This window comes from Mucilaginibacter sp. P25 (assembly GCF_050859465.1).
GTDB lineage: Bacteria > Bacteroidota > Bacteroidia > Sphingobacteriales > Sphingobacteriaceae > Mucilaginibacter > Mucilaginibacter gossypii.
Map to the genome: position 1 here is coordinate 2,954,927 of NZ_CP193937.1, position 22,463 is coordinate 2,977,389.

Consider the following 22,463-nt stretch of genomic DNA (forward strand, 5'->3'; position numbering starts at 1 on the left):
TGTAGTTTTACAGATATAGTGAATGGAAAGTTTCTGGGAATACCTTCAAAATTTAACTGACGCACAATCCATAATAAGCAGGGGTGGTTTTTATCTCTTGCTTATTGTTGTTTTTGCTGAAACCGGTTTATTCTTTGGTTTCTTTCTGCCCGGCGATTACCTGCTGTTTATGGCTGGTTTATTGTGTGCCGCTGGTAAAGTTGATGTTTCTATAACTACGCTGGTATTGTCATTGATAGGCGCCGGAGTATTAGGCAATTTTACAGGCTATTGGTTTGGTTACCGAACGGGGCCGGTATTATTCAATAAAAACGACTCACTATTTTTTAAGCGGCGCTACGTAGTACTGGCCAGTGAGTTTTACAACAAACATGGAGGGATGGCGCTTATTTTAGGGAGATTTTTCCCTATTGTTAGAACATTTGCTCCTATATTTGCAGGTGTTGTTAAGGTTGATGTAAAAAGATTTTCAGTTTATAACCTTATTGGCAGCGTAGCCTGGGTATGTGTATTTACGCTGGGCGGTTTTTTTAGGGCGAAGGTTCCCTCAACTGAAGGATTATCTGCAATACATTGTACTGGGACTGATTGTAATTACAACAATTCCGCTGGTTATTGCTTATGTTAAAAAGAAACTTCGTGAAAAAAACGAAAAAATAGATTAGTTAATAATTTTATATACTATATAATAAAGATAAATGAGTACTCTGCATCCATGGCACCAGGTTTCACCAGGTGATAATATCCCTGAAATAGTAAACGCTATTATTGAAATTCCAAAAGGATCAAAAGCGAAATATGAAATTGATAAAGAGTCAGGCTTACTGAAGCTCGATCGTGTATTATTTTCATCTGTAATGTACCCGGCTAACTACGGCTTTATCCCTCAAACCTATTGCGATGATAAAGATCCTTTGGATATCCTTGTACTTTGCTCAATTGACGTTTTCCCTATGTCTATCATTGAGGCTAAGGTAGTAGGTGTAATGCACATGGTTGATAATGGTGAGCAGGATGATAAGATCATTGCAGTGGCTAAAAATGACATGTCGGTAAATTATATTAACGACTTAAACGAATTGCCTCCACATGCCATGACCGAAATTGTTCGCTTTTTTAAAGACTACAAAAAATTGGAAGGCAAAAACGTAACCATCGAACATTTGTTAGGTGTACGTTATGCGCATAAAGTGATAACCGAGAGTTTGGAGCTGTACAAGTCTACGTTCCCTGTGTATCAATCATAAATAAATGGACCCCGCACATTACGAGATTAGTTTATTTTACATTTTCGCTACCATGTTTTTGGTTTTACTCAATGGCTTTTTTGTAGCCGCGGAGTTTGCCATGGTAAGGGTTCGGGGTTCGCAAATTGAAATTAGGGCCAAAGGCGGCAGTGGCGTAGCCAAAGTTGCCCGGGGCATATTGCATAATTTAGATGGTTACCTGGCTGCCACACAGCTGGGTATTACCATTGCTTCGCTGGCGCTCGGTGTTGTAGGTGAGGAGGTTGCCACTAACATCGTTATCCGCGCTTTCCTGAGCGTCGGCATAACCCTTTCTCCCGGTTATATCACGGCCAGTCATATCCTGGCTTTTAGCGTTATTACCATCATGCACATTGTTTTTGGTGAGCTTGCGCCTAAATCGTTAGCTATCCAAAAATCGGTACGTACAGTGATGGCTGTTTCATTGCCACTCAGGTTCTTCTTTGTAGTTTTCAGGCCATTTATATGGGTACTTAATAATTTTGCAAATTTCATTCTGAAATTATTGGGTATAAGCACCGTTGAAGGCAGTGAAACCCATCATAGTTCGGAAGAACTGCAATACTTGTTGGAGCAAGGTAAAGAGACCGGCGCACTTGACTCAAATGAGCACGAACTGATCCAGAACGTGTTTGATTTTAACGAGCGTGTGGTAAAAAACATCATGGTACCGCGTACCAAAATCTCGGGAGTCGATATCGCTTCAACCAAAGAAGAGCTGCTGGATATGATCATCAACGAAGGTTATTCGCGGATGCCGGTTTATGACGATGTGATAGATAAGATCATCGGTATTGTACACGCCAAAGATATTTTGCCACTACTGGCCCGTAATGAAGAGATCGTACTGAAAGATATTATCCGCAAACCGTATTTCATCCCCGAAACCAAAAAGATCAACGATCTGATGGCCGAATTGCAGCAAAAGCGTATCCAGATAGCTATTGTACTTGACGAGTTTGGCGGCACGGCAGGCATGGTTACATTGGAAGATATTGTTGAAGAACTGGTGGGAGAGATCCAGGATGAGTATGATGAAGAAAAGCCAATTGTTGAAAAGGTAAACGAACGTGAGTTTATAGTAAATGCACTTGCATCTATTTATGATGTAAATGAGCATTTACCGCATGATTTACCTGAAGATGGCGACTTTGATACCGTATCGGGCTGGCTTGGTGATATCTTCGGAAAGATCCCCGATGTTGGTGAGCAAAAAGAATCCAACGGGTACAATATCACCGTGTTGAAAAAATCTGACCAGAATATAGAATCAGTTAAACTCGAATTACTGATAAATGAAGAAGATGCAGTAGATTTACATTAATCTGCTTATTCATAATGCAACTTTTTTATACACCTGATATTGATGCCTCGCATCCCCAATATTTTCTGAGCGAAGAGGAAAGCAAACACGCCATACGTGTACTGCGCCTTGAAACAGGCAGCGAGGTACAATTGATTGACGGAAGAGGAGGCTTATATACAGCTCAGATCCATGATGCACACCCTAAGCGTACCATTCTAAAAATAACATCGGTAAACACCGAGTTTGAAAAACGTAACCATTACCTGCATCTTGCGGTAGCACCAACAAAAAATATCGAACGCCTGGAGTGGTTTTTAGAGAAAGCTACAGAAATAGGTATTGATGAGGTGTCATTAATTATCACCCAGCGGTCGGAACGTAAGGAAGCCAAAACAGAGCGTTTAAATAAAATTATTACGGCGGCTATCAAGCAATCCCTTAAGGCCTATCACCCCATATTAAATGAGCCTGTAACGCTAAATCAACTACTTGATAAACCTTTTAAGGGGCAAAAATTTATTGCTCATTGCGAGCCCGGAGAGAAATTTAATCTGAAAGACGAAATAACCCCGCAGGGGCGTTATTTAATATTGATAGGCCCGGAAGGGGATTTTGCTCCGGCTGAGATTGATAAGGCTTTACAAAACGATTTTAAACCGATATCTTTAGGTACAAGTCGCCTGCGTACGGAAACGGCTGCGCTGGAGGCTTGCTTTGAGGTGAATTTTTTAAACAGGTGATGAAAAAAATAAGGTTAGCATTGGTTGTTTTATTTGCAGCTATAGCAATGAGCAGCTTTAATGCCCCTGCCTATAAAATTGCACGCCTCAAATACAGCGGTGGCGGTGATTGGTATGGCGACCGTACAGCGTTACCTAACCTGATCAAATTCTGTAACGAAAACCTCAAAACCAATTTTGATGATGATGATGAGGTGGTTGAAGTAGGCAGTGCTTCTTTATTTAATTATCCTTTCACTTTTATGACAGGGCATGGTAACGTGATCTTTTCCGATCAGGAAGCCCGTAACCTGCGTAAATACCTCACCGGCGGCGGCTTTTTGCATATCGATGATAATTACGGGCTCGACCAATATATTCGGCCGCAAATGAAAAAGGTGTTTCCTGAGCTCGATTTTGTTGAGTTGCCGGTAAATCACCCCATTTACCATCAAAAATATGCCTTCCCGAACGGCCTGCCCAAAATTCATGAACATGACGGCAAGCGCGCCCAGGGTTTTGGTTTGATATACAAGGGCAGACTGGTTTGCTTTTATACCTATGAGTGCGATTTAGGCAATGGCTGGGAGGATTATGGTACCTATGCCGGCGATACCCAGGAAGCCCGCCAAAAAGCTCTTAAAATGGGCGCAAATTTAATTCAGTATATTTTTACTCAATAGTAGCTGCTCTTACCTGAAGCTTTCATACGGTGATTCTTTTTAGCACTATCAGTTTAGGGTTTAATTTACTCGTTGCTGTATTGCAAGTGAAATTATACGGGATTTATTAAAGGTTTTATATAAAGCAATTGAATAATAATAAGCTTTTTGCATTTTGCTTTCAGCTTATATATAATATGTTTAGCTTTATACCAATCCCCTAAACAAATAATAAATAAACCGCTTATCCTCAAATCCAAATCCTATGTATAAATTGAGTATTAATGAACGCTACAGTATTGAAGCTGAAAGAACCGTTGCTGCAGGCTTACTTATTAACGGGTTTAAAAGTGAAGCCGATATTAAACAGTTAAGGCCGGGAATCTATCATGTTATTGAAAGCAACCGCTCATACAATGTCGAGATAGTTAATTTTAACGGTGACGAAAAAACTGCTGAAGTAAAGGTTAATAATCATATTTATCATATTACCGCTAAAGATCAGTTTGATATATTACTTGATAAGCTTGGATTTAGTGATTTAAACAGTGCCAGGATTAGTGAAATAAAAGCCCCCATGCCAGGTTTGGTTTTAAAAGTATTTGTAAATAAAGGAGATATCGTAAAAAAAGGTGATAATCTCTTTGTGCTTGAAGCCATGAAAATGGAAAATATTATTAAATCGCCGGCCGATGTTGTTGTAGAAAAGATATTAATAAAATCAGGAGATAAAGTTGAAAAAGGGCAAATCTTAATGTCGTTTTAACTAAGTGTTATCGCTTAAATATGCGATAATAACATTTTTGCAATGAACTGAACGTAATTTTAAGGCTTTTGTTGTTTCTGCACATTTTTTTACGAACTTACTTTCTTAATTAACAATATTAACTTTTATGAAGAAACATCTACTAACAGTCATGTTACTGTTTTCTTGTATGGCTATGGTTTTTGCTCAAAACCGGGTTATTACAGGTAAAGTAACCGACCAGAAAGACGGCTCGCCCTTACCGGGAGTAAGCGTAACCGTAAAAGGCGTAACAGGAGTGGGCACCCAAACCGACATTAATGGAAGTTACAAATTAAGTGTACCTGCTACCGCCAAAGTTTTGGCTTTTAACTTTTTGGGATACCTCCCTCATGAAGTTTCAATAAATGGAGCCAACGTAAATGTGCAGTTAACCACCGATTCAAAAGTGCTTAACGAAGTTGTAGTTGTAGGATATGGTACACAAAGCAAGCGTTCGTTAACAGGCTCTGTTTCAAAAATTAAGGGCGGCGATATAGAGAATATTCCTGTACCAAGCCTTGAATCGGCTATACAAGGCCGGAGCCCTGGTGTGTATATCCAGGCCCAAAATGGTAAATTAGGGCAGGGCATCCAAGTCAGGGTACGTGGTGCATCTTCTGTATCAGCGGGCAGCCAGCCATTATACGTTGTTGATGGGTTACCGATCACCGTAGATGATTTTTCAAGTAACGGAGCATCCACCAATCCACTTGTGGATTTGAACCAAAATGATATTGAGTCTATTGATATCTTAAAAGATGCTTCTGCTGCAGCTATATATGGTTCCAGAGCATCAAACGGTGTTGTTTTGGTTACCACAAAAAAGGGTAAAGCAGGTTCAACAAAAATTACTTATAACCAATATTATGGTTTTAGTAAGCCGACCCGTGAGCGTGAATTTTTAAACTCAAAAGAATATCTAAATCTTGTTCAATCAGCTGCTGTTGCGGGTGGTTTGGAAAGTTATGCGAAGACCCGCTTAATCAGGTATGCAGCAGGAAATACAGATTATGCAAATACAAGTGTAAATACCAATTGGCAGGATCAGATTACCCAACATGCTCCCGTTCAAAACTATAACCTCGTGTTTTCGGGAGGAACTGAAAAAACAAAGTTTTACATATCTGGCACGTATAATGATCAAAAAGGCTGGATACTGAAAAACCAGATCAATCAATACAGCCTACGTACAAATATCGAGAACCAGGCTAACAACTGGTTGACAATTGGGGCTAATTTGAGTGTTTCGCGTACGCAAAACCATCGTTTGGATAATGACAATGCTTTTTCTACTCCTGAGCAAATCGTAGCCTTGTCGCCTATAACGCCAGTAATTGATCCGCGTACCGGTTTATTAAGTGGTCAACTTGACCCGGCTACGGGATTACCTAATAGTAATTTTCCGGTATATTTTAATCCGCTGTTAAATTCCGAGAATAGCTATTTCATTACTACTGACTACAGAAATCTCGGTAATGTTTTTGGAGAGATTAAAATATTACCGTCTTTGACTTTCAGGAGTGAAGTTGGAGTTGATATTTTAAATTCAACTGAGGATAATTATTCAGGTAGCTTGACAGCGCGTAATTCAGGTACTAATAATGGAGTAGGCTTTAACTCATCCATAACTTCTATTAATTTCAATACCAATAACTTTTTGCATTTCTTAAAAGATTTTGGAAAGAGCACTATTGACGCGGTTGGCGGTATGACTTACCAAAGACAGCAAAACGATCTGAATTCGTTAAATGGTGAACAATTTCCAAGTGATGCTTACAAGAAATTAACCAGTTCGGCAAGTATCACCAGCGCTTTGTCTTCTTCAACAGCTTATTCATTGCTATCTTATTTTGCAAGGGCTAATTATAAATACCATGATAGGTACCTGTTATCAGTAAGTGGTCGTATCGACGGATCTTCGAGGTTTGGCGCTGATCACCGATATGGTTTCTTTCCTGCAGGTTCTGTTGGGTGGATAGTTTCTGAAGAAGGTTTCATGAAAAAGCAGAGGCTGATATCCGATTTAAAATTAAGGGGTAGCTATGGTTTAACAGGTAATTCCGAAATAGGCAATTTCCCTGCACGGGGGCTGTATACAGAGTTTGGCTACGCTGGTGTTGCCGGTGCAAGGCCTACACAATTACCAAACCCCGATTTAAAGTGGGAAACTACTGCTCAAACGGATATAGGTTTGGATATAGCTTTCCTCGGAGGTCGTTTAGCAGGGCAGTTTGATGTTTATCTGAAGAAAACAAAAGATCTGCTGTTGAATGTACAGGTACCGGCAACTTCCGGATTTACTACCATTACACAAAACCTTGGCAAATTGCAGAACAAGGGGTTAGAAATCCAAATAGATTCAAAAAATCTTGTGGGTAAAGTAACCTGGAATACAAGCTTTAATATCTCATTCAACCGCAATAAAATTACAGACCTTAAAGGACAGATAATAACCGGTAGTGGTGATGCTGTTAACCGCGCTATGGAGGGTCAGCCTTTGGGCATATTTGTAGCGCCGGAGTTTGCCGGTGCTGATCCTGCAAATGGTGATGCCTTATATTACAAAAATGCCGATTTAGGCAACGGTAAACGAGACCGTACCAAAACTAATGATTATAACCAGGCGGTTCCTGTTGTAGTTGGTAATCCGAATCCTAAATATATCGCAGGCTTAAATAACAGTATCAGTTACATGGGTATAGATTTTAGTTTTCTGATACAATCAGTTAATGGGAACCAAATTTATAACGGCGGTGGCCAGTACATGTCAGTTGGTTTTAATAATGGTTTTGATAACCAAACCCGTGATCAGCTGCAGGCCTGGACTAAGCCCGGACAAATTACCAATGTACCCCAAGCTCGTTTGTTTGGTGGAAATGGTGTTAATCCGAGCTCAAGGTTCCTGGACGACGGTTCATATGTGCGTTTGAAAAATGTTGTGTTAGGGTATAACTTCCCGAAAGCTTGGATAAGCAAGATTAAATTATCGAGCTTAAGAGTTTACGCTCAAGCTACTAACCTGGCCACCTGGACAAAATACAAAGGCTGGGACCCGGAGCTGAATTCGGATGCATTTTCGGGAAATATTACCCAAGGGTATGATTTTTATGCAGCACCTCAGGCTAAAACTATAACTTTTGGTATAAACGTGGGATTTTAATTTAAGCTGAAGAACAATGAAAAAAACTAAATATACAATTATAGCATTGAGTACATTAGCAATGCTATATAGTTCCGGCTGCCAAAAGCAACTGGATATAAAACCCCAGGATTCTGTTGAGCAGGACCTTGCAATTAAAACTTCAAAAGATGTTCAGGGCGTACTTGTTGGTGCTTATACGGCCGCCGGCTTAAGGGGCCTATATGGAGGCCGGTTTCAATCAACCACCGACTTTTTAGCTGACGATGGCGACTTTTCATATTTCGGAACTTTTTCAGAATATACCGAACTGGCAAATAAAGCGATAACCGTTAATAATATTTTTGTTGAAGGTGTTTGGGATAGCGGGTATAATGCTATTAACGTGTGCAACAACGTTTTGGCCAACTTAAATCTGGTTGATGCTGCCAATAAGGACAGAGTGGAGGGTGAAGCCAAGTTTTTGCGGGGGATGATCTATTTTGATTTGGCAAGGGTGTTTGCTAAAGCATGGAATGATGGAACGCCGGCTTCAAATCCGGCTGTACCAATAATATTAACTCCAACAACTTCAATCCCTGGTATTCAGAAGCCTTCACGCAACACAGTTGCTGAAGTTTATGCACAAGCCATAAAAGATCTTACAGACGCCGAAGCAAAACTGGATACGTATAAAACATCATTCGCTAACTCACCCGATGCTTCAGCGGTGCTCGCGCGGATATATCTCACACAGGAAAAATTTGAACTTGCCGAACAGGAAGCTACTAAGGTAATAAGTTCAGGTTTATACTCTTTGGTACCTGTTTTTAAGGACGAGTTCCAAAATTATGAACAGGCGACACGCGTATTCAACTCAAGCGAAGATGTGTTTGCTATCCAGATATCACCTCAATCAGGTTTCAATGCATTAAACGAGGTATTTGCAAGTGCTGATTTTGCAGGCAGGGGTGAAACCGTAATCAACGACCAGCACTTCGCCCGATATGAACCGGGGGACGCAAGGGCTGATGAGTTTTATAATGATGGGGATAATTACACCGCTAAATTTAACAATAAATTTGGCAACGTGATTGTGATGAGGCTTGCCGAAATGTATTTGATCAGATCAGAAGCCAGGTCGCAAAAAACTACCCCCGATTTTACAGGTGCTAAATCTGATTTGAATGTTGTAAGGAACCGGGCCGGATTAGCCAATACAACTGTTGCAAGCGGTAAGCAGGCGTTACGTGATGCAGTAGAGAATGAACGCCGTGTGGAACTCCCTTTTGAAGGTTTCAGGTTGTTTGATTTAAAACGCTACAAAGGGAGCACAGTTACTACAGATGAAGACGGAAATGTGGCAGATACTTTTGAGTGGAACTCGCCAAAACTGGTCTTCCCGATTCCAAAACGTGAGCGTGATGCTAACCCCAACTTAACACAAAACGAAGGGTATCAATAACAATTGTATTCTTTTAGATATTTATATCCCGGTGACTATCAATCACCGGGATTTTTTGTTAATCAAGATATCCAAAATCCAATACCATGGACGAACAACAAATACTTGCAGCCCTGAATGCTCATTGGCAGGCCTCGGCCGCTGGTGATATCAACGCAGAACATGAGATCTACCATGATGATGTTATTTGTGATTATCCTCAATCAGGCGAGCGAATTTTTGGGCGCATTAATTTACCAGGCCTTGCGCGGGCATCATCCCGGTAAACCATCAGGTTTCCGTGTCAAGAGGATTCTGGGAAAAGGTGATACCTGGATCACGGAGTATATGATCAACTACCAGGAAAAGCCGGTCTACACGGTAAGCATTATGGAGTTTCGTGAGGACAAGATAATACATGAAACACAGTACTTTGCCGATCCCTTCGAAGCCCCGGCCTGGCGAAGTCAATGGGTTGAGCCGATTGACGGATAGCCCATTGTTGAGCAAGATCTATACTGATTGGTGATAATGCATTTTTGGTTAAACAAATAAGGCCTCTCATTACTGAAAGGCCTTATTTGTTTCAAATATCTGTTATAAAAACTATCGTGTTTTAAACGGCTTAGCTTTTTTAACCGGGTAATGTGGTTTGCCATTAGGGTTAATTTCAGGAGCGCCAACCAAGGTCATTGCACAGCGGAAACCAACCTCTGCACTCGCTTCGTCCTGATCCATAAAACGACGGGTAGCTGGATTTAGCCAAAACGCCATATCGTTCCATGATCCACCTTTGTATACTTTAGAATGGTCGTTAACCAGCGTGGTTGCACCGTAAAGAGCTTTATTAACTTCGTCTTTTTCGCCCCTCGCATCCGGATTGTAAGCTTTACCCGAGTTTTTAGGAAGCAATGAATCAGCCGGCAATGAACCTGTTTGAGGAGTAGTTGCAACGGGCGCGTTTGGATTGGCGCTTTGCGCGACGGTATTATTCTGTTGCTGTAAAGCTAAAAGTTCGCTGTATTTTAGCTTCTTATTAGCATGTGCCGGATCTTTAATTGGCTTGCCGTATTTATCTTTTGCATAAAGTCCTTTGCTTGGATCTGCAAGGCGTTTGTTTGAAAACTCATTACCGCGGAAAGGGTTAAAATCTTCAAACTCCTCAAATGATGTTTGGCGGTAAGTATCAGCAACCCATTCGTTAACATTACCCGCCATGTTATATAAGCCAAAATCATTAGGTGCATATGAACGTACAGGGGCGGTAATGTCTGCCTTATCGTTCAGGTAACCGCCAACACCGGCATTGTCACCGTTGCCGCGTTTAAAGTTTGCCATGATCAGGCCGCGTGTTTTCTTTTTTGCCGAACGTACACCCATACCGTTCCATGTATATATTTTGCCATCATCGATGTTTTCAAACTGGGTGTTTCCTGCAAGGGCCAATGCTGCATATTCCCATTCGGCCTCTGATGGTAAGCGATATGCTTGCTTAAGGATCCCATCCTCCATACGTACAGGCCTAACGGCTTTGCCGCCCTTACCTGTACCTGCCTGGGCATTAGGACTCAGGTTAGGCATCATTTTTTTACCATCAATGCCTGCCCCGGTCATCTGGCCGTTCAGGTAAATATCAGTATTAAAAGGTTGTCCGTTCGCTGCAATGCCGGCGTCACCGCCACCACCTTTTTTGCCCATATCTTTCCACGCTACCATTTTTCCGGTTTCGCGTAAAATATTTTCGTTGGTACGGTCGGTGCGCCATGAGCAATAATCCTGTGCCTGGTCCCAGGTTACGCCTACAACAGGATAATCCTGAAAAGCAGGGTGACGCAGGTAGTTATCTACATATGGCTCATTATAAGATAAGGGATGGCGCCAAACCAATGTATCAGGCACCGCATTGTAATATAACTCGCGATCCTGCGGGAAAGTAATGTTTATCCAATGCAGGTAATCAAGCCAATCCTGATTTGATACTTCGGTTTCGTCCATGTAAAAAGAGGGTACGGTAACCCTGCGGCGTACATTATTATAATCGTAAGTTATGTCCTGGTCGGCACTGCCTCCCATAACAAAAGTACCACCCTCAATAGGCACCAGTCCTGGGCCCGGAGATGGATGGCTTTGCCTGAAACGCTCATAACCGCCGTTGTTTTTATCGTTATAAGTTATACCCGTTTTTTGTGATTGCTCACGTTTACTGCAGCTACTCATCACGGCACCTAAAGCCAACAATCCCAGAGCAGTTTTAGTAAAAAGTATTTTCATATTTTTACAGTTATATTAAGTGGTAAATTTATAAAAAAATGGATACAGTGCTTATGCTAATGAACCATTATTTAGAAATAAATACTACAATTATCGGGGGTTTTAACGAAAAATTAATGAAATTAGTTGCGTTGATTTAAATTTTTGATTTAACTTTCAGCAAAAGTGCAGACTTGAAAATGTGAAGCAAGTCATGGTCCTATATTTATAAAATACAAATTGTTAAAACCTAACTCCTACAAATGAAGTTTTTTACATTTCGAGGCCTTGCTATTATTACCCCATTTTTATTGCCACTTGCTGCAACTGCGCAAACAAATCCTAACGGAAGTAATATCAATGCAATTCCTACCGAAGTGCCTTTTTTAAATATTTCACCTGATTCGCGTTCGGGGGCTATGGGGGATGCAGGCGTGGCTTTGTCGCCGGATGTAAATGCAAATTTTTGGAATCCGTCAAAGCTTGCATTTTTAGAAAGTAATGATGCGTTGTCTGTATCATACAGCCCCTGGTTAAGGCACCTTGTTCCTGATATCAGCTTATCATACCTGAGTTATGCCCATAAAATTGATGAGCGGAATACAATAGGCGCTTCGCTCAGGTATTTTAATTATGGTTCCATTCAGCTTACCGACGATAATACAAACGACCAGGGTACTTACACACCAAACGAGTATTCGTTCGATGTTTCATTTGCCCGTAAGTTTGGGGATAATTTTTCGTTAGGCCTTACTGCGAGATACATTCATTCTAATATATCAAGTATCTCATTCGCTACTGGCTCAAGCCAGGCAGCAAAGGCGGGGAATGCCTTTGCTGCAGATGTTTCATTGTACTATACAGCGCCTTATGGTGATGGCAATACTTTTGCATTTGGAACACACATTTCAAATATTGGTACAAAAATCAGCTACAGCGATGTGGGCAACAAGTATTTTTTGCCGGCCAACTTGAAATTAGGTGTGGCTAACACCTGGCAGTTAGATGATGTTAATGAGTTTACAGCAACCTTTGACATCAACAAACTGCTGGTACCAACCCCGCCGCTGCGCGATCAGGATGGTAAGATCATCAAAGGCAAGGATGATAATGTATCGGTGCCGGCGGGTCTTTTTCAATCGTTTGGCGATGCACCGGGTGGTTTCAGTGAAGAGCTGAAAGAGATCAGCTTTTCGCCGGGTGTTGAATATTGGTACAACAAACAGTTTGCTGTACGGGCAGGCTATTTTTATGAAAACCCCAACAAAGGCGACAGGCATTATGTTACCATGGGTATTGGGTTTAAGTACAGTGTTTTTGATTTTGATTTTTCGTACCTGGCAGCCAGCCAGCAAAATAGTGCCCTGGCCAATACTTTGCGCTTCACTTTGTCGGCAAATTTTGGCGGTACAACAAATGCTTCTAAAAGATAATGGGTAAAATTAAGGTAGGTTTTGGGTTTGATGTACACCAGTTAAAAGAAAATCACCCCTTCGTTTTGGGCGGAGTTAAACTTGAGCACCATGCCGGTGCTTATGGACACTCAGACGCCGATGTATTGTTACACGCCATTTGCGATGCCCTGCTGGGGGCGGCAAACCTGCGCGATATAGGCTTTCACTTTTCAAATAAGGATGACAGATGGAAAGGTATTAGCAGCCTGGTCCTTTTACAGCATGTTGTTGCCCTGATCAAAGAAAAAGGGTTTGTTATTGGCAATATCGATGCTATGGTATGCCTTGAGGCTCCGAAGATCAACCCGCATATCCCTGCAATGAAAACTTACATAGCCGAAGCTGCGGCTATTAGCGAAGAAGATATTTCCATTAAAGCTACCACAAACGAGCAAATGGGTTTTATAGGCCGTGAAGAAGGTGTTGTGGCTTATGCGGTTTGTTTGATTGAAAAGGAGTACGGCACTTAAATAAGGCATTAATGAAGCTGTTCTCCATGGCTATACCTTTATTATGGCTTTTTTTACTACTATATTGTGTTTTAGCTCTTCAAAAAAAATTTCAACTCATTGACTTTATTCAGATTAACAATGTCTGATTTTTGATTGTCCGAGGCAATCAAAAATCAGATCGGTAAAATCGGTATAAGGTTTTAACTGTGTTATAACGTCTTTTCTCAGAGATATAAACAACTGGTAGCGAACTAAAGTTTTTAGTTGGTCACCAATTTTGATGAGTTTGCACGCAGCAAACTCAGTCTATGTATTTGTAAGCCAAAGGCTGTTTGTTTAACTGTAATGCTTATACAATAAATACACAATTGCCGCAATTATCGCTACGCCAATTACCATATATATCGGCTGTGCTTTTTTGCTTCCCGAGCCATCAACTTTCACATTACCGGTGCGCTTAAGCACTCCCCATCCGCTCAATTCGCCTTTCAATGCTTTTCGTAGCGATTTAAACAGCACGTAATACATTAACTGCCGCCACATAAAACGCTGCGGAATGATATAGATGAGTTTCTTGTAGTCTTCCTTTTCCATCCGGAAAGCGATGATACCCACTATAAAATCAACCACCACAAATGCTACGTAATAAAGCAGCATCTTTTCGGGTTTCTCACCGAACAGGGCGAATAGCATCATCAAGTCTGCCAGAGGGGAGAACAGCGGTAATATGATTTGGAAAATCAGGATGTTAGGCATCCCCACCATTCCAAAAAACTTGTACTTTTTGTTAAACAATGCATCCCGGTTTTTCCAGAAGCTTTGCATTACGCCAAAACTCCAGCGGAAACGCTGTTTCAGTAGCATATTTATTGTTTCGGGCGCTTCGGTATATGCAATGGCTTCGGCACAATTACGCACCACGTAGCCTTGTTTAAGTATGCGCATGGTAAGGTCGCAATCTTCGGCAAGGGTATCGTAAGTGAAGCCGCCCGCACGGAAAATGGCCGATTTACGGAATGCCCCAATGGCCCCGGGAACAACGGTAATACTGTTAATGAGGTCGAACGCGCGGCGGTCCATATTTTGCGCAGTGATATACTCTATCGACTGCCAGCGCGTAATGATATTTGTTTCGTTTCCAACTTTAACGGTTCCGGCAACCGCGCCAATTTCCTCATCGGTAAAGTAGGTCATGAGCTGGTAAACCGCATCTGTTTTGAGTTGGGTATCGGCATCAATACAAACCACAAAATCATTTTGGGCATGGGTGATACCAAAGTTTAACGCTGATGCCTTACCTCCGTTTGGTTTGGTTAGGATCTTGATGAACGGATTACCTTTATAGGCGGATTCTACAACCTCAAATGTTTTATCTTTTGATCCGTCATCAACAAAAATAATCTCGAATGATGGATAATCAGTTTTAAGCAAGCTTTGTATTGTTGCAACTGCATTCACCTCCTCGTTATAGGCCGGCACAATAATGCTCACGGCAGGCATCACATCGGTATTGCGATTAAGCTTTTTGGAGTTTTTATCCACGCTTCGCTGCCTTACAGCCAAAATACCAATAAGCACAATGCGGCCAATAGCCAGGAATATGGCCGACAGGAATATATAGATCAGCGCCCAGTTTACATAGTAATAACCATGAATAAAAACATCATAGGCGGGCCCGAAAATGCCTGTGCTAGGATCCGGTTTAATCGGCGGCATCAGATCATCCTTAGTTTTACCCAGCACATCGGCAATAGTGGTAAACTGGTATCCTTGCGATTTAAAGTAATGAATGATTGCAGGAAGGGCTTTAACAGTCTCTTCACGGGTATCACCTCCTGCGTCATGCAGTAATATCATTGATCCGTTATCTTTTTGCCTTATGGTGCGGGCAATAATGCTATCGGCAGTAACGCCGGGCTGCCAATCCCAGGGATCGATAGATTCGCCGATGGTAATATAGCTTTGACGGCGGCTTTCTGCAACCGGAATAACCTCGGCAAGGGTTTGCGGCTCGGCATCGGCATTAAATGGCGGGCGGAACAGGATGGTGCTTCGGCCGGTTACCGATTCAATAAGTTTGCGCGTGGAGTTAAGCTCCAGGATCACCCTTTTTAAGCTGATGGTTGAAATATCGGGGTGGAAAAACGTGTGATTGCCTATTTCATAGCCTTCTTCGTATTCGCGCCGCAGCAACTGTATGTTTTTTCGGCCATGGAACCCACAACAAAGAATGCTGCCGGTACCTTTTCGGCTTTAAGGATATCTAAAATACGTGGGGTAAAATCGGGGTCGGGGCCATCATCAAAAGTTAAAACTACTTTCTTGGGAGCATAACCATACCTGCGGATCACATATTTAGTGGGAAGTTTTATATAATGCTGATCGAGAATGGTAAACGTAGATGTATCCATTTTTACATTAATTACCCCGGTGGTAGGCGTGGTAATGAGGTCAAGCACCTCGCCATCACCATCGTAGTCAACATTTACACGGTTGTTTAAACCTACAGATGTAAGTTTCCGCATATCCACACCTGTTTTTTTCAATGAGTCTATCGACAGGTTTTTCTGGAAAAATGTCCACAAACGCGGATCTTCGGCACCTAAACGCCATAAAGCCACGCCACCGGTAGCCCAGTCGTCGGCCATGCGGATTACGTTAAAGTTTGTTGCCGCGTCTGTAAAGTAAATGGTATGGTCAAGGCTGTCCTTGTCCATATAAGTGAAGTGTAAATTTGCCGAATTTGGATCAAAGGTGATTTTGCTTTTTTGCTCTTCGGCCGTACTGATAGCCTGCTGATAACCTATAGTTTTACCTACACTGCCTTCGGGCCAGTCATAGGCGCCGCCTGCGAATGTTAAAATTATTTTTTCTGACGGAACTTTCGAACATACATCATCGAGGATTTGCTCAACCCAGCGCTGATTTGAAAGATCGCCGGCATTGGTTGCTTCATAATGTTCATCAATAGCCATGATGAACAGGAAATCGTTTACATGCTGGAGCTTTGTGATATCAAAACTTTCATCCTCCGGCACTACGTTTTGAGTAACCAGGAAACCTTTGGCATGCAAGGTTGTATAAAGCTCATTTTGAAAGGCTATGTAATTTTTACTGTTTCGGTCCCTTAGCTCATCAAAATCAACATTGACACCCTTCAACTTGTTTTTGGTAAGCGAGTTAGCTATGCTGTTAATAAAATTACTACGAAGCGTTTTATTGTTAACAATACGGTCTACATCTTTAGTATCATAGCCGCCATGTGTGTTGTTGTAGTTTACGTAGTTTGACAGTGATACAATAATCGGCTTGTTGTATTTTTTATTGAGGTTCATCAGCCCGGTATCGAGCTTGGTTACAACGGTATCAGTTTTAGGTAATATAGAAAAGCCTTCGCTCACTACCATATCCAGGTGGCCAATATTCACCACCAGCGAGTTATAAGCCTGAGGTTCCCACGCACGATAAAAAGCGGCGTTTATACGGTCTTTATTATTAGGTTGTTTAAGCTGGTGTAATTTTTTAGCCCTCTCAAGTGCTTCTATTTCAGATTTTTGAATTTTGAACGATTTGAACTTCGTTGACTTTTTTAATTGCTCGAGCTCCTCCCTGGTCATTTTTTTGGGCGCAGGGTTAAGGTTGGGAAGCTCGGGGTAATAGGTTGAGCGGATGGTAACAATAACGGCTATTATACCAATAATCAATGCAGCCAGTAGTACACGGCTCAACCATTTAAAACGGTTCCACCTACCGGGATTATCAGCCTGAAAAACTTGCTTGCTTGATGACATTAAGAAAAATTACTTTATTAAAAGTATAGGTTACTTATGAAGATTGTATGAAATAAGAATTGGCCATTATTTGGTGGTTTTTCCGGGTTCGATACCTGAAAAATCAACACCGCATTTGCAATTGCCGCCGCAGCTTTTTTTAGTAGTAAGCGCCCTGTACATCATACGGCCAATGTAAAAAACAGCGCCTGCAAAAAGTATCGCGATAATGATGATCTGCATATTCATAAAGACAAAATTAAGCATTATTTAATATATACGTACAGACAGGGTAATTAGTACAAAGTTTAACGGGGCATAAAAGCAACCGTGCCGCCAACCCAGTTGTAATCTTTATTATAACGTACGCCTATCATTTTTCCACGGCTTAACCGTGCAAGGTTTATTGCAAGTGTGGGTTTTTTATCCCCATCGGGCCAGAGATAAAGCAACCTGATCTCGGCCTTTACACCGCCTTCCGGCGATTGCACAACAGGCTCGTAATTCACCTTTTCCTGTAAGATCCAGTTTTCAGGATCTGTAATGGTTTCTATGTCTTTCTTACTAATATCGATAATCACACCCTGACCTGCAAAGGAGAACAATGGTTTAAGCACATAGTTTTCCAAATTAGCAGGGATTTGCTTTAATTGGTGCAAAAACTGAGTTTTGGGAATGTAATTGCCTGTTAAAAAAGGCATGGTGAATTTACTGACCCGATAAAACCAGTTGGGGTGTGTAATCCATTCAACCTCAAGGGGCTGCCTGATATCTGCCACTTTGGTAAAAATATCCGGATCACCGGCTATTTCATCAAAAATAAGGCGATTGTAGATGCGCTTAATTAGCTTCTTTTGATCGCCTGCCATGTAATAAAGCTTTTTGCCATCCTGGATCAGGTCGCTCAACGATATCACCGGCGTACCAATGTATTTTTGTGTGAGATAAAAATCAACTGCTGTTTTTTGTTCTGGGGCGTTTACGTCCATTAATACAACTTCATCGGACTGGTAAGGGCCAAGAATAGTTTTTTTGAGCAGATCGAGGTAACTTTCCTCCTTCAGTCCCCCAAAAAAGATGGTTTCATCCGCGGGGATATCATAAACCTCCTGATAAATATCTCCCAGATGCACCTGGAAACTGTAAAGTGAAGGAAATCCCTGCAATTCAATAAGTTTTGGCACGATATTACCCTGCTCATCTTTACAGATCCCAAAATCAAGTGCGATAAAATGAGGATGATCATTTTCATTGGATACCCGCCAAAAATCAGGTATGGCCCGCTCTGTAAGTTCTTTGAAATTGGGCTTGAGGATAGTATCAACAATATCATTGCCGGCGGAGATAAGCTTATCACGGAAATCAGCAGTTAAAAAAACGGGGGTTTCCGCAACACGGAAAGGAACGGGTTCTTTTAAGTCACTATTGAGTTTATCAAGAAACTGGCTGTACTTTCCTGTGCTAAACTTTTCGTTGAATACTTTTCTGATTGATGGATTCATGATTAGCCCCTCTAAATCTCCCTTTCATGGGAGATTTTCTTATTATAATTTATAATAAACTATTTATTCTTCTTTAACCTCTAAAAGCCCTCTGCTTTTAGGGGAGGGTTGGGTGGGGCTAACCGCCATATCCAAAAAATTAGGGATCAGTGTACGCTGAGTATACGTTATTTTATCCGGATCGTCGAGGCGTTCAAGCATCTCATGATATTTAACCTCTCCGTGCTCGCTGATCACTTCGTCCTTTTTTCTTCGCGAAGCAACATCCCCTTCATCCCTCCGGCATCGGCTTCGGGGTGAAATTGTGTAGCAAAGAAATAATCATTATACCTGATGGCCATCATCGCTCTTGGCAAATCAACATGCGGCCGTTCTTTTTCTATAGCCACCAGTTGCATACCCAGCTCTTTAAAGCGTTTTTCATCCGGGTTGATTACCTGCCAACTGCGGGAATCAACCGCATAAAATGGTTCGCCTAAACCTTTAAATAATTGCTCGTTTAATCCAAGCCCGGTTTTATTTACCGGCAGTACGCCAAATGACGGGGAGCGCCGCATATTGATATCGCCCAGCTTGTAATGACGGCACATTAACTGAAACGAGTGGCACACAAAGAACACATGTTTTTTGTTGCTGTTGTTGGACAGGTTATGATCTTCCAGCTTATCAACCAGGTTAAAGTATTTCTTCTCCCATTCGGTACCTTCTGTTTCCAATGGGTTACCCGGGCCTCCGCTTGAAATATAAATATCAAAACCGGTGCCCGGCATCTCGCATTTACGGCGTACATCAAAGATCTGGTAACTTAAATTTAAATTGTGTTCAGCCCTGTAACGTTTTAAAATATCCTGGAAACCACGCATTCCCTCGTTCGCTATCCCATCATACAAGTCAAGTATGGCTACTTTTATTTCCGGTTTCTCAGTCATCTGCTGCATCTTTCTAATATTATCCTTGCTTTAGGATTCCGTATTTACCAATTTAAAATAATTGTCATTTCGACAGAACCAGTTGGGATTAAGCGTTGGTTGTGAGGAGAAATCTTATACAATATGCGCTGAGCAATTATGTATTTGTATGGTGTATAAGATTTCTCTTTTGCCCCATCGGCTCAGCCACGGTTGCTTTATCGAAATGACGTTGTTATATAGTCGCTGAGGGGGCTTACAACCCCTTCAATGTTTGTGAGGTGATATAATCCACCACGTCAGCAAAGTTATTGTTTTGCTGATAAATAGCCAGCTGCCTGTCGGCTCCGGTGCCATGCTCCAGGATATTGTGTACATATTGAAGGTCATCGCGTGAGCCAAGCTCATCAACTACGTCATCTACAAAATCAAGTAGCTCCAAAATCAGCGAACGGGTGTTTACCTCCATTTCCTTACCAAAATCTATCATTTTGCCGTCGATACCGTACCGGGCTGCACGCCATTTATTTTCGTTAATGAGCGCGCGCGAATAGTTAATAAACTTCATGTTTTGCGCCCTGAGCTTGTACAATTTGGCACATAAAGCCTGGAATAAAGCGGTAAACGCAATGGTTTCATCAACCAGCATAGGGCAGTCGCAAATGCGGAACTCAATAGTTTCAAAGAAAGGATGTACCCGGATATCCCACCAGATTTTTTTGGCGTTATCAATGCAATTGGTTTTTACGAGCAGCTTTATGTAGCGGTCATACTCCTCTATACTGCTAAAATAATCGGGGATACCGGTGCGCGGAAACTTATCAAAAACCTTGGTACGGAATGATTTGAAGCCCGTGTTCCGCCCTTCCCAAAATGGCGAATTGGTTGAAAGGGCATACACATGCGGCAAAAAATAGCGCACCTGATTGGCAATGTGAATAGCCATATCGCGCGACTGGATGCCAACATGCACATGCAAACCAAAAATGAGGTTGGAGCGGGCCGCCTCCTGCATCTCATCCACAATTTCAAAATACCTGGGGTTATCGGTAATCAATTGATGCTGCCAGTGCGAAAACGGGTGTGTACCCGCGGCGCCAATTCGCAGACCAATATCACCCGCCAGTTGCGCTACCGTGGTACGAAGCTTACTTACCTCCTTGCGGGCTTCCTGGGTATTGCGGCAAATATGGGTACCCACCTCAACCACGGCCTGGTGCATTTCGGCTTTTACCTGGTCTTCATGGATTTTTTGGGCTGCATCCACAATTTTTTGCTCATGCGATTTTAGCTCCCGCGATACCGGGTCAATCACCATAAATTCTTCTTCAACACCTAAGGTAAATTCGTTCATAATTGGTTAGGGTTATTACTTAAAAAAACGGTTGTCATTTCGACCGTAGGGAGAAATCTTATACGAATAGCTTATCGCGCGTACGAGATTTCTCCTCGTTCCTCGTTCGAAATGACAACCTTTTATTTATTTCTTAGCTGCCTTTTTAGGCTTAGGCGCTGCTTTTTCTTTTACGGCTGTAGCTTTGGCAACAGGCTCTTTTACCACAGCGGTTTTTACTGCCGTTTCTTTCACTGCGGCAGCTTTTACCGCCGGTTCTTTTGCCATAGCTGCTTTTGCTGCGGGTGCTTTGGTTGTTTTGGTTTTCTTCGGTTTGCCCTCGTCTTCAATAGCATGGTCAACCATAGCCACGGAAACATCTGCTTTAACGGCCGCTTTTTTTGCAACTGCTACCAACGGCATTTTTGCTGCCGAAGTTTTTACAAATTCGCCCCAGGTAAGGTTGTCAAAGCCGTCTTTTTGTTTTTTTGCGCGTTCAATGGCATAATCGGCGGCTGTTTCAACCACCCATTCAAAGTTTTCCTGGCCTACGCTGGTAACTTCGGCGTCGGGGGCGGGGTTACAAAAATCAATAGCGTAAGGTATGCCATCGCGTACAGCAAACTCCACTGTATTAAAATCGTAACCTAAATATTGGTTTAGTTTTATGACATAATCTTTAATGGTGTCCAATAGCTTTTTAGATGCAGGTGCTTTACCATGCTCATAGCGCAGGTGGTGAGGGTTGCGCGGCTCATACTGCATAATGCGCACATGCTTGCCGCCAATGCAATAGCAGCGAAAGTAATCGTCAAAAACAACCTCTTCCTGCAGCATCATTACATACTGTTTGGTTTTATCGTATTTGCTGAAAAAATCTTTCTCATTTTCCAGTTTATAAACTTCTTTCCAACCGCCGCCGTCAAAAGGTTTCATATAGGCTGGGAAACCTACATAGTTGAAAATGCCATTCCAATCTAACGGGTAGGCCAGGTTGCGGAATGATTTATTGGTGGTATCATCAGGAAGTTCCTTTGATGGCAGAATTACGGTTTTAGGTACAGGCACTCCAATTTTTACAGCAAGGGCGTTGTTAAAAAACTTTTCGTCGGCACTCCACCAAAAAGGGTTGTTGATTACCGCTGTACCGCAAATAGCCGCATTTTTTAGGGCTGCGCGATAGTAAGGCACATCCTGCGAAATCCGGTCGATGATCACAGCATAGTCAAGCGGTTCGGCCTGCATTACTTTATCGAGCCGTACAAACTCGGCACTGATGCCTTTTTCTGCTTTTTGGTTTACACGGTCAACAAATGCCTGCGGAAACGAATCTTCCTGTCCGAATAAGATACCGATTTTTTTCATGATAGTAGGTGTTTATATGTTTGTTTTTCTTTGGGTTTCAGGTTGATGTAAGTCTTGCTCTTTATTTTTTCATTTTTTTCCTGTCTCTTAAACTCTTGCCTTTTATTTTCTTGTTTCTTGAATCC

The 22,463-nt window shown here is 41.9% G+C and carries 19 protein-coding genes and 1 pseudogene; 11 read left to right on the forward strand and 9 right to left on the reverse strand.

Going from position 1 to position 22,463, the window contains the following annotated elements; all coding sequences use genetic code 11:
* The first annotated feature begins 22 nt into the window (after nucleotides 1–22).
* From ACRQ5D_RS15230 to ACRQ5D_RS15270, 9 genes are all read left to right on the forward strand, one after another.
* On the forward strand, nucleotides 23–628 hold the full coding sequence (locus ACRQ5D_RS15230) for a DedA family protein (protein ID WP_431199918.1): 606 nt from the start codon (nucleotides 23–25) through the stop codon (nucleotides 626–628).
* 70 nt (nucleotides 629–698) lie between these two features.
* A complete protein-coding gene (locus tag ACRQ5D_RS15235) occupies nucleotides 699–1,247 on the forward strand; it encodes an inorganic diphosphatase (protein ID WP_091175807.1) in 549 nt (182 codons plus the stop codon).
* A 4-nt stretch (nucleotides 1,248–1,251) separates the two neighbouring features.
* On the forward strand, nucleotides 1,252–2,592 hold the full coding sequence (locus ACRQ5D_RS15240) for a hemolysin family protein (protein WP_091175810.1): 1,341 nt from the start codon (nucleotides 1,252–1,254) through the stop codon (nucleotides 2,590–2,592).
* A 14-nt stretch (nucleotides 2,593–2,606) separates the two neighbouring features.
* Complete coding sequence (locus ACRQ5D_RS15245; RefSeq protein ID WP_091175812.1) at nucleotides 2,607–3,314, forward strand: 16S rRNA (uracil(1498)-N(3))-methyltransferase; 708 nt, start codon at nucleotides 2,607–2,609, stop codon at nucleotides 3,312–3,314.
* Complete coding sequence (locus ACRQ5D_RS15250) at nucleotides 3,314–3,976, forward strand: DUF4159 domain-containing protein (RefSeq protein WP_176844586.1); 663 nt, start codon at nucleotides 3,314–3,316, stop codon at nucleotides 3,974–3,976. Before ACRQ5D_RS15245 ends, ACRQ5D_RS15250 begins: the two co-directional genes overlap by 1 nt.
* A gap of 244 nt (nucleotides 3,977–4,220) precedes the next feature.
* Nucleotides 4,221–4,721, forward strand: a complete 501-nt coding sequence (locus ACRQ5D_RS15255; protein WP_091175814.1) for a biotin/lipoyl-containing protein — start codon at nucleotides 4,221–4,223, stop codon at nucleotides 4,719–4,721.
* 151 nt (nucleotides 4,722–4,872) lie between these two features.
* Nucleotides 4,873–7,902 (forward strand): SusC/RagA family TonB-linked outer membrane protein, encoded by a 3,030-nt coding sequence (locus ACRQ5D_RS15260; RefSeq protein WP_223266284.1) that lies wholly within the window; start codon nucleotides 4,873–4,875, stop codon nucleotides 7,900–7,902.
* A gap of 16 nt (nucleotides 7,903–7,918) precedes the next feature.
* Complete coding sequence (locus ACRQ5D_RS15265) at nucleotides 7,919–9,325, forward strand: RagB/SusD family nutrient uptake outer membrane protein (protein WP_432329430.1); 1,407 nt, start codon at nucleotides 7,919–7,921, stop codon at nucleotides 9,323–9,325.
* Between the two features lie 174 nt (nucleotides 9,326–9,499).
* Entirely contained in the window at nucleotides 9,500–9,799 is a 300-nt protein-coding gene (locus ACRQ5D_RS15270; RefSeq protein WP_432329432.1) for a hypothetical protein, read from the forward strand.
* A gap of 111 nt (nucleotides 9,800–9,910) precedes the next feature.
* On the opposite strand, the gene ACRQ5D_RS15275 is transcribed toward ACRQ5D_RS15270, so the two are convergent.
* A complete protein-coding gene (locus tag ACRQ5D_RS15275; protein WP_432329434.1) occupies nucleotides 9,911–11,575 on the reverse strand; it encodes an SUMF1/EgtB/PvdO family nonheme iron enzyme in 1,665 nt (554 codons plus the stop codon).
* 242 nt (nucleotides 11,576–11,817) lie between these two features.
* On the opposite strand from ACRQ5D_RS15275, the gene porV reads away from it, so the two are divergent.
* Both porV and ispF read left to right on the forward strand, forming a co-directional pair.
* On the forward strand, nucleotides 11,818–12,987 hold the full coding sequence (porV, locus tag ACRQ5D_RS15280; RefSeq protein ID WP_432329436.1) for a type IX secretion system outer membrane channel protein PorV: 1,170 nt from the start codon (nucleotides 11,818–11,820) through the stop codon (nucleotides 12,985–12,987).
* Nucleotides 12,987–13,478, forward strand: coding sequence for a 2-C-methyl-D-erythritol 2,4-cyclodiphosphate synthase (gene ispF / locus ACRQ5D_RS15285; protein WP_432329438.1), 492 nt, complete (start codon nucleotides 12,987–12,989; stop codon nucleotides 13,476–13,478). The genes porV and ispF overlap by 1 nt, the downstream gene beginning before the upstream one ends.
* Before the next feature lie 318 nt (nucleotides 13,479–13,796).
* Here the strand turns inward: ispF and ACRQ5D_RS15290 are convergent, their stop codons facing one another.
* The 8 genes and pseudogenes from ACRQ5D_RS15290 to ACRQ5D_RS15325 form a co-directional block, all read right to left on the reverse strand.
* A complete protein-coding gene (locus ACRQ5D_RS15290) occupies nucleotides 13,797–15,317 on the reverse strand; it encodes a bifunctional polysaccharide deacetylase/glycosyltransferase family 2 protein (protein ID WP_432329783.1) in 1,521 nt (506 codons plus the stop codon).
* A gap of 225 nt (nucleotides 15,318–15,542) precedes the next feature.
* Nucleotides 15,543–17,251 (reverse strand): annotated as a pseudogene (locus ACRQ5D_RS15295) (polysaccharide deacetylase family protein); the annotation flags it as partial.
* 66 nt (nucleotides 17,252–17,317) lie between these two features.
* Nucleotides 17,318–17,497, reverse strand: coding sequence for a FeoB-associated Cys-rich membrane protein (locus ACRQ5D_RS15300; protein WP_243770706.1), 180 nt, complete (start codon nucleotides 17,495–17,497; stop codon nucleotides 17,318–17,320).
* A 41-nt stretch (nucleotides 17,498–17,538) separates the two neighbouring features.
* Entirely contained in the window at nucleotides 17,539–18,732 is a 1,194-nt protein-coding gene (locus tag ACRQ5D_RS15305) for a hypothetical protein (RefSeq protein ID WP_432329440.1), read from the reverse strand.
* A gap of 63 nt (nucleotides 18,733–18,795) precedes the next feature.
* The gene (locus ACRQ5D_RS15310; protein WP_432329442.1) at nucleotides 18,796–18,969 is read right to left on the reverse strand and encodes a hypothetical protein; all 174 of its coding nucleotides are present in this window, start codon (nucleotides 18,967–18,969) and stop codon (nucleotides 18,796–18,798) included.
* Complete coding sequence (locus ACRQ5D_RS15315) at nucleotides 18,966–19,661, reverse strand: type 1 glutamine amidotransferase (RefSeq protein ID WP_432329443.1); 696 nt, start codon at nucleotides 19,659–19,661, stop codon at nucleotides 18,966–18,968. The genes ACRQ5D_RS15310 and ACRQ5D_RS15315 overlap by 4 nt, the downstream gene beginning before the upstream one ends.
* 235 nt (nucleotides 19,662–19,896) lie before the next feature.
* Nucleotides 19,897–20,994 carry a carboxylate-amine ligase gene (locus ACRQ5D_RS15320; RefSeq protein ID WP_090533867.1) on the reverse strand — a complete coding sequence of 366 codons (1,098 nt, stop codon included), beginning with the start codon at nucleotides 20,992–20,994 and terminating at the stop codon, nucleotides 19,897–19,899.
* Between the two features lie 126 nt (nucleotides 20,995–21,120).
* Nucleotides 21,121–22,338: an ATP-grasp domain-containing protein gene (locus tag ACRQ5D_RS15325; protein ID WP_091175836.1), complete on the reverse strand. Its 1,218-nt coding sequence runs from the start codon at nucleotides 22,336–22,338 to the stop codon at nucleotides 21,121–21,123.
* Between the last annotated feature and the right edge of the window lie 125 nt (nucleotides 22,339–22,463).

Excerpts from the sequence above, each read along its gene's own strand:
- ACRQ5D_RS15230 (WP_431199918.1), top strand. The coding sequence starts at position 23 with ATGGAAAGTTTCTGGGAATACCTTCAAAATTTAACTGACGCACAATCC.
- ACRQ5D_RS15235 (WP_091175807.1), top strand. The coding sequence starts at position 699 with ATGAGTACTCTGCATCCATGGCACCAGGTTTCACCAGGTGATAATATC.
- ACRQ5D_RS15240 (WP_091175810.1), top strand. The coding sequence starts at position 1,252 with ATGGACCCCGCACATTACGAGATTAGTTTATTTTACATTTTCGCTACC.
- ACRQ5D_RS15245 (WP_091175812.1), top strand. The coding sequence starts at position 2,607 with ATGCAACTTTTTTATACACCTGATATTGATGCCTCGCATCCCCAATAT.
- ACRQ5D_RS15250 (WP_176844586.1), top strand. The coding sequence starts at position 3,314 with ATGAAAAAAATAAGGTTAGCATTGGTTGTTTTATTTGCAGCTATAGCA.
- ACRQ5D_RS15255 (WP_091175814.1), top strand. The coding sequence starts at position 4,221 with ATGTATAAATTGAGTATTAATGAACGCTACAGTATTGAAGCTGAAAGA.
- ACRQ5D_RS15260 (WP_223266284.1), top strand. The coding sequence starts at position 4,873 with ATGTTACTGTTTTCTTGTATGGCTATGGTTTTTGCTCAAAACCGGGTT.
- ACRQ5D_RS15265 (WP_432329430.1), top strand. The coding sequence starts at position 7,919 with ATGAAAAAAACTAAATATACAATTATAGCATTGAGTACATTAGCAATG.
- ACRQ5D_RS15270 (WP_432329432.1), top strand. The coding sequence starts at position 9,500 with ATGATGATGTTATTTGTGATTATCCTCAATCAGGCGAGCGAATTTTTG.
- ACRQ5D_RS15275 (WP_432329434.1), bottom strand. The coding sequence starts at position 11,575 with ATGAAAATACTTTTTACTAAAACTGCTCTGGGATTGTTGGCTTTAGGT.
- porV (WP_432329436.1), top strand. The coding sequence starts at position 11,818 with ATGAAGTTTTTTACATTTCGAGGCCTTGCTATTATTACCCCATTTTTA.
- ispF (WP_432329438.1), top strand. The coding sequence starts at position 12,987 with ATGGGTAAAATTAAGGTAGGTTTTGGGTTTGATGTACACCAGTTAAAA.
- ACRQ5D_RS15290 (WP_432329783.1), bottom strand. The coding sequence starts at position 15,317 with ATGATATTACTGCATGACGCAGGAGGTGATACCCGTGAAGAGACTGTT.
- ACRQ5D_RS15300 (WP_243770706.1), bottom strand. The coding sequence starts at position 17,497 with ATGCTTAATTTTGTCTTTATGAATATGCAGATCATCATTATCGCGATA.
- ACRQ5D_RS15305 (WP_432329440.1), bottom strand. The coding sequence starts at position 18,732 with ATGAATCCATCAATCAGAAAAGTATTCAACGAAAAGTTTAGCACAGGA.
- ACRQ5D_RS15315 (WP_432329443.1), bottom strand. The coding sequence starts at position 19,661 with ATGACTGAGAAACCGGAAATAAAAGTAGCCATACTTGACTTGTATGAT.
- ACRQ5D_RS15320 (WP_090533867.1), bottom strand. The coding sequence starts at position 20,994 with ATGAACGAATTTACCTTAGGTGTTGAAGAAGAATTTATGGTGATTGAC.
- ACRQ5D_RS15325 (WP_091175836.1), bottom strand. The coding sequence starts at position 22,338 with ATGAAAAAAATCGGTATCTTATTCGGACAGGAAGATTCGTTTCCGCAG.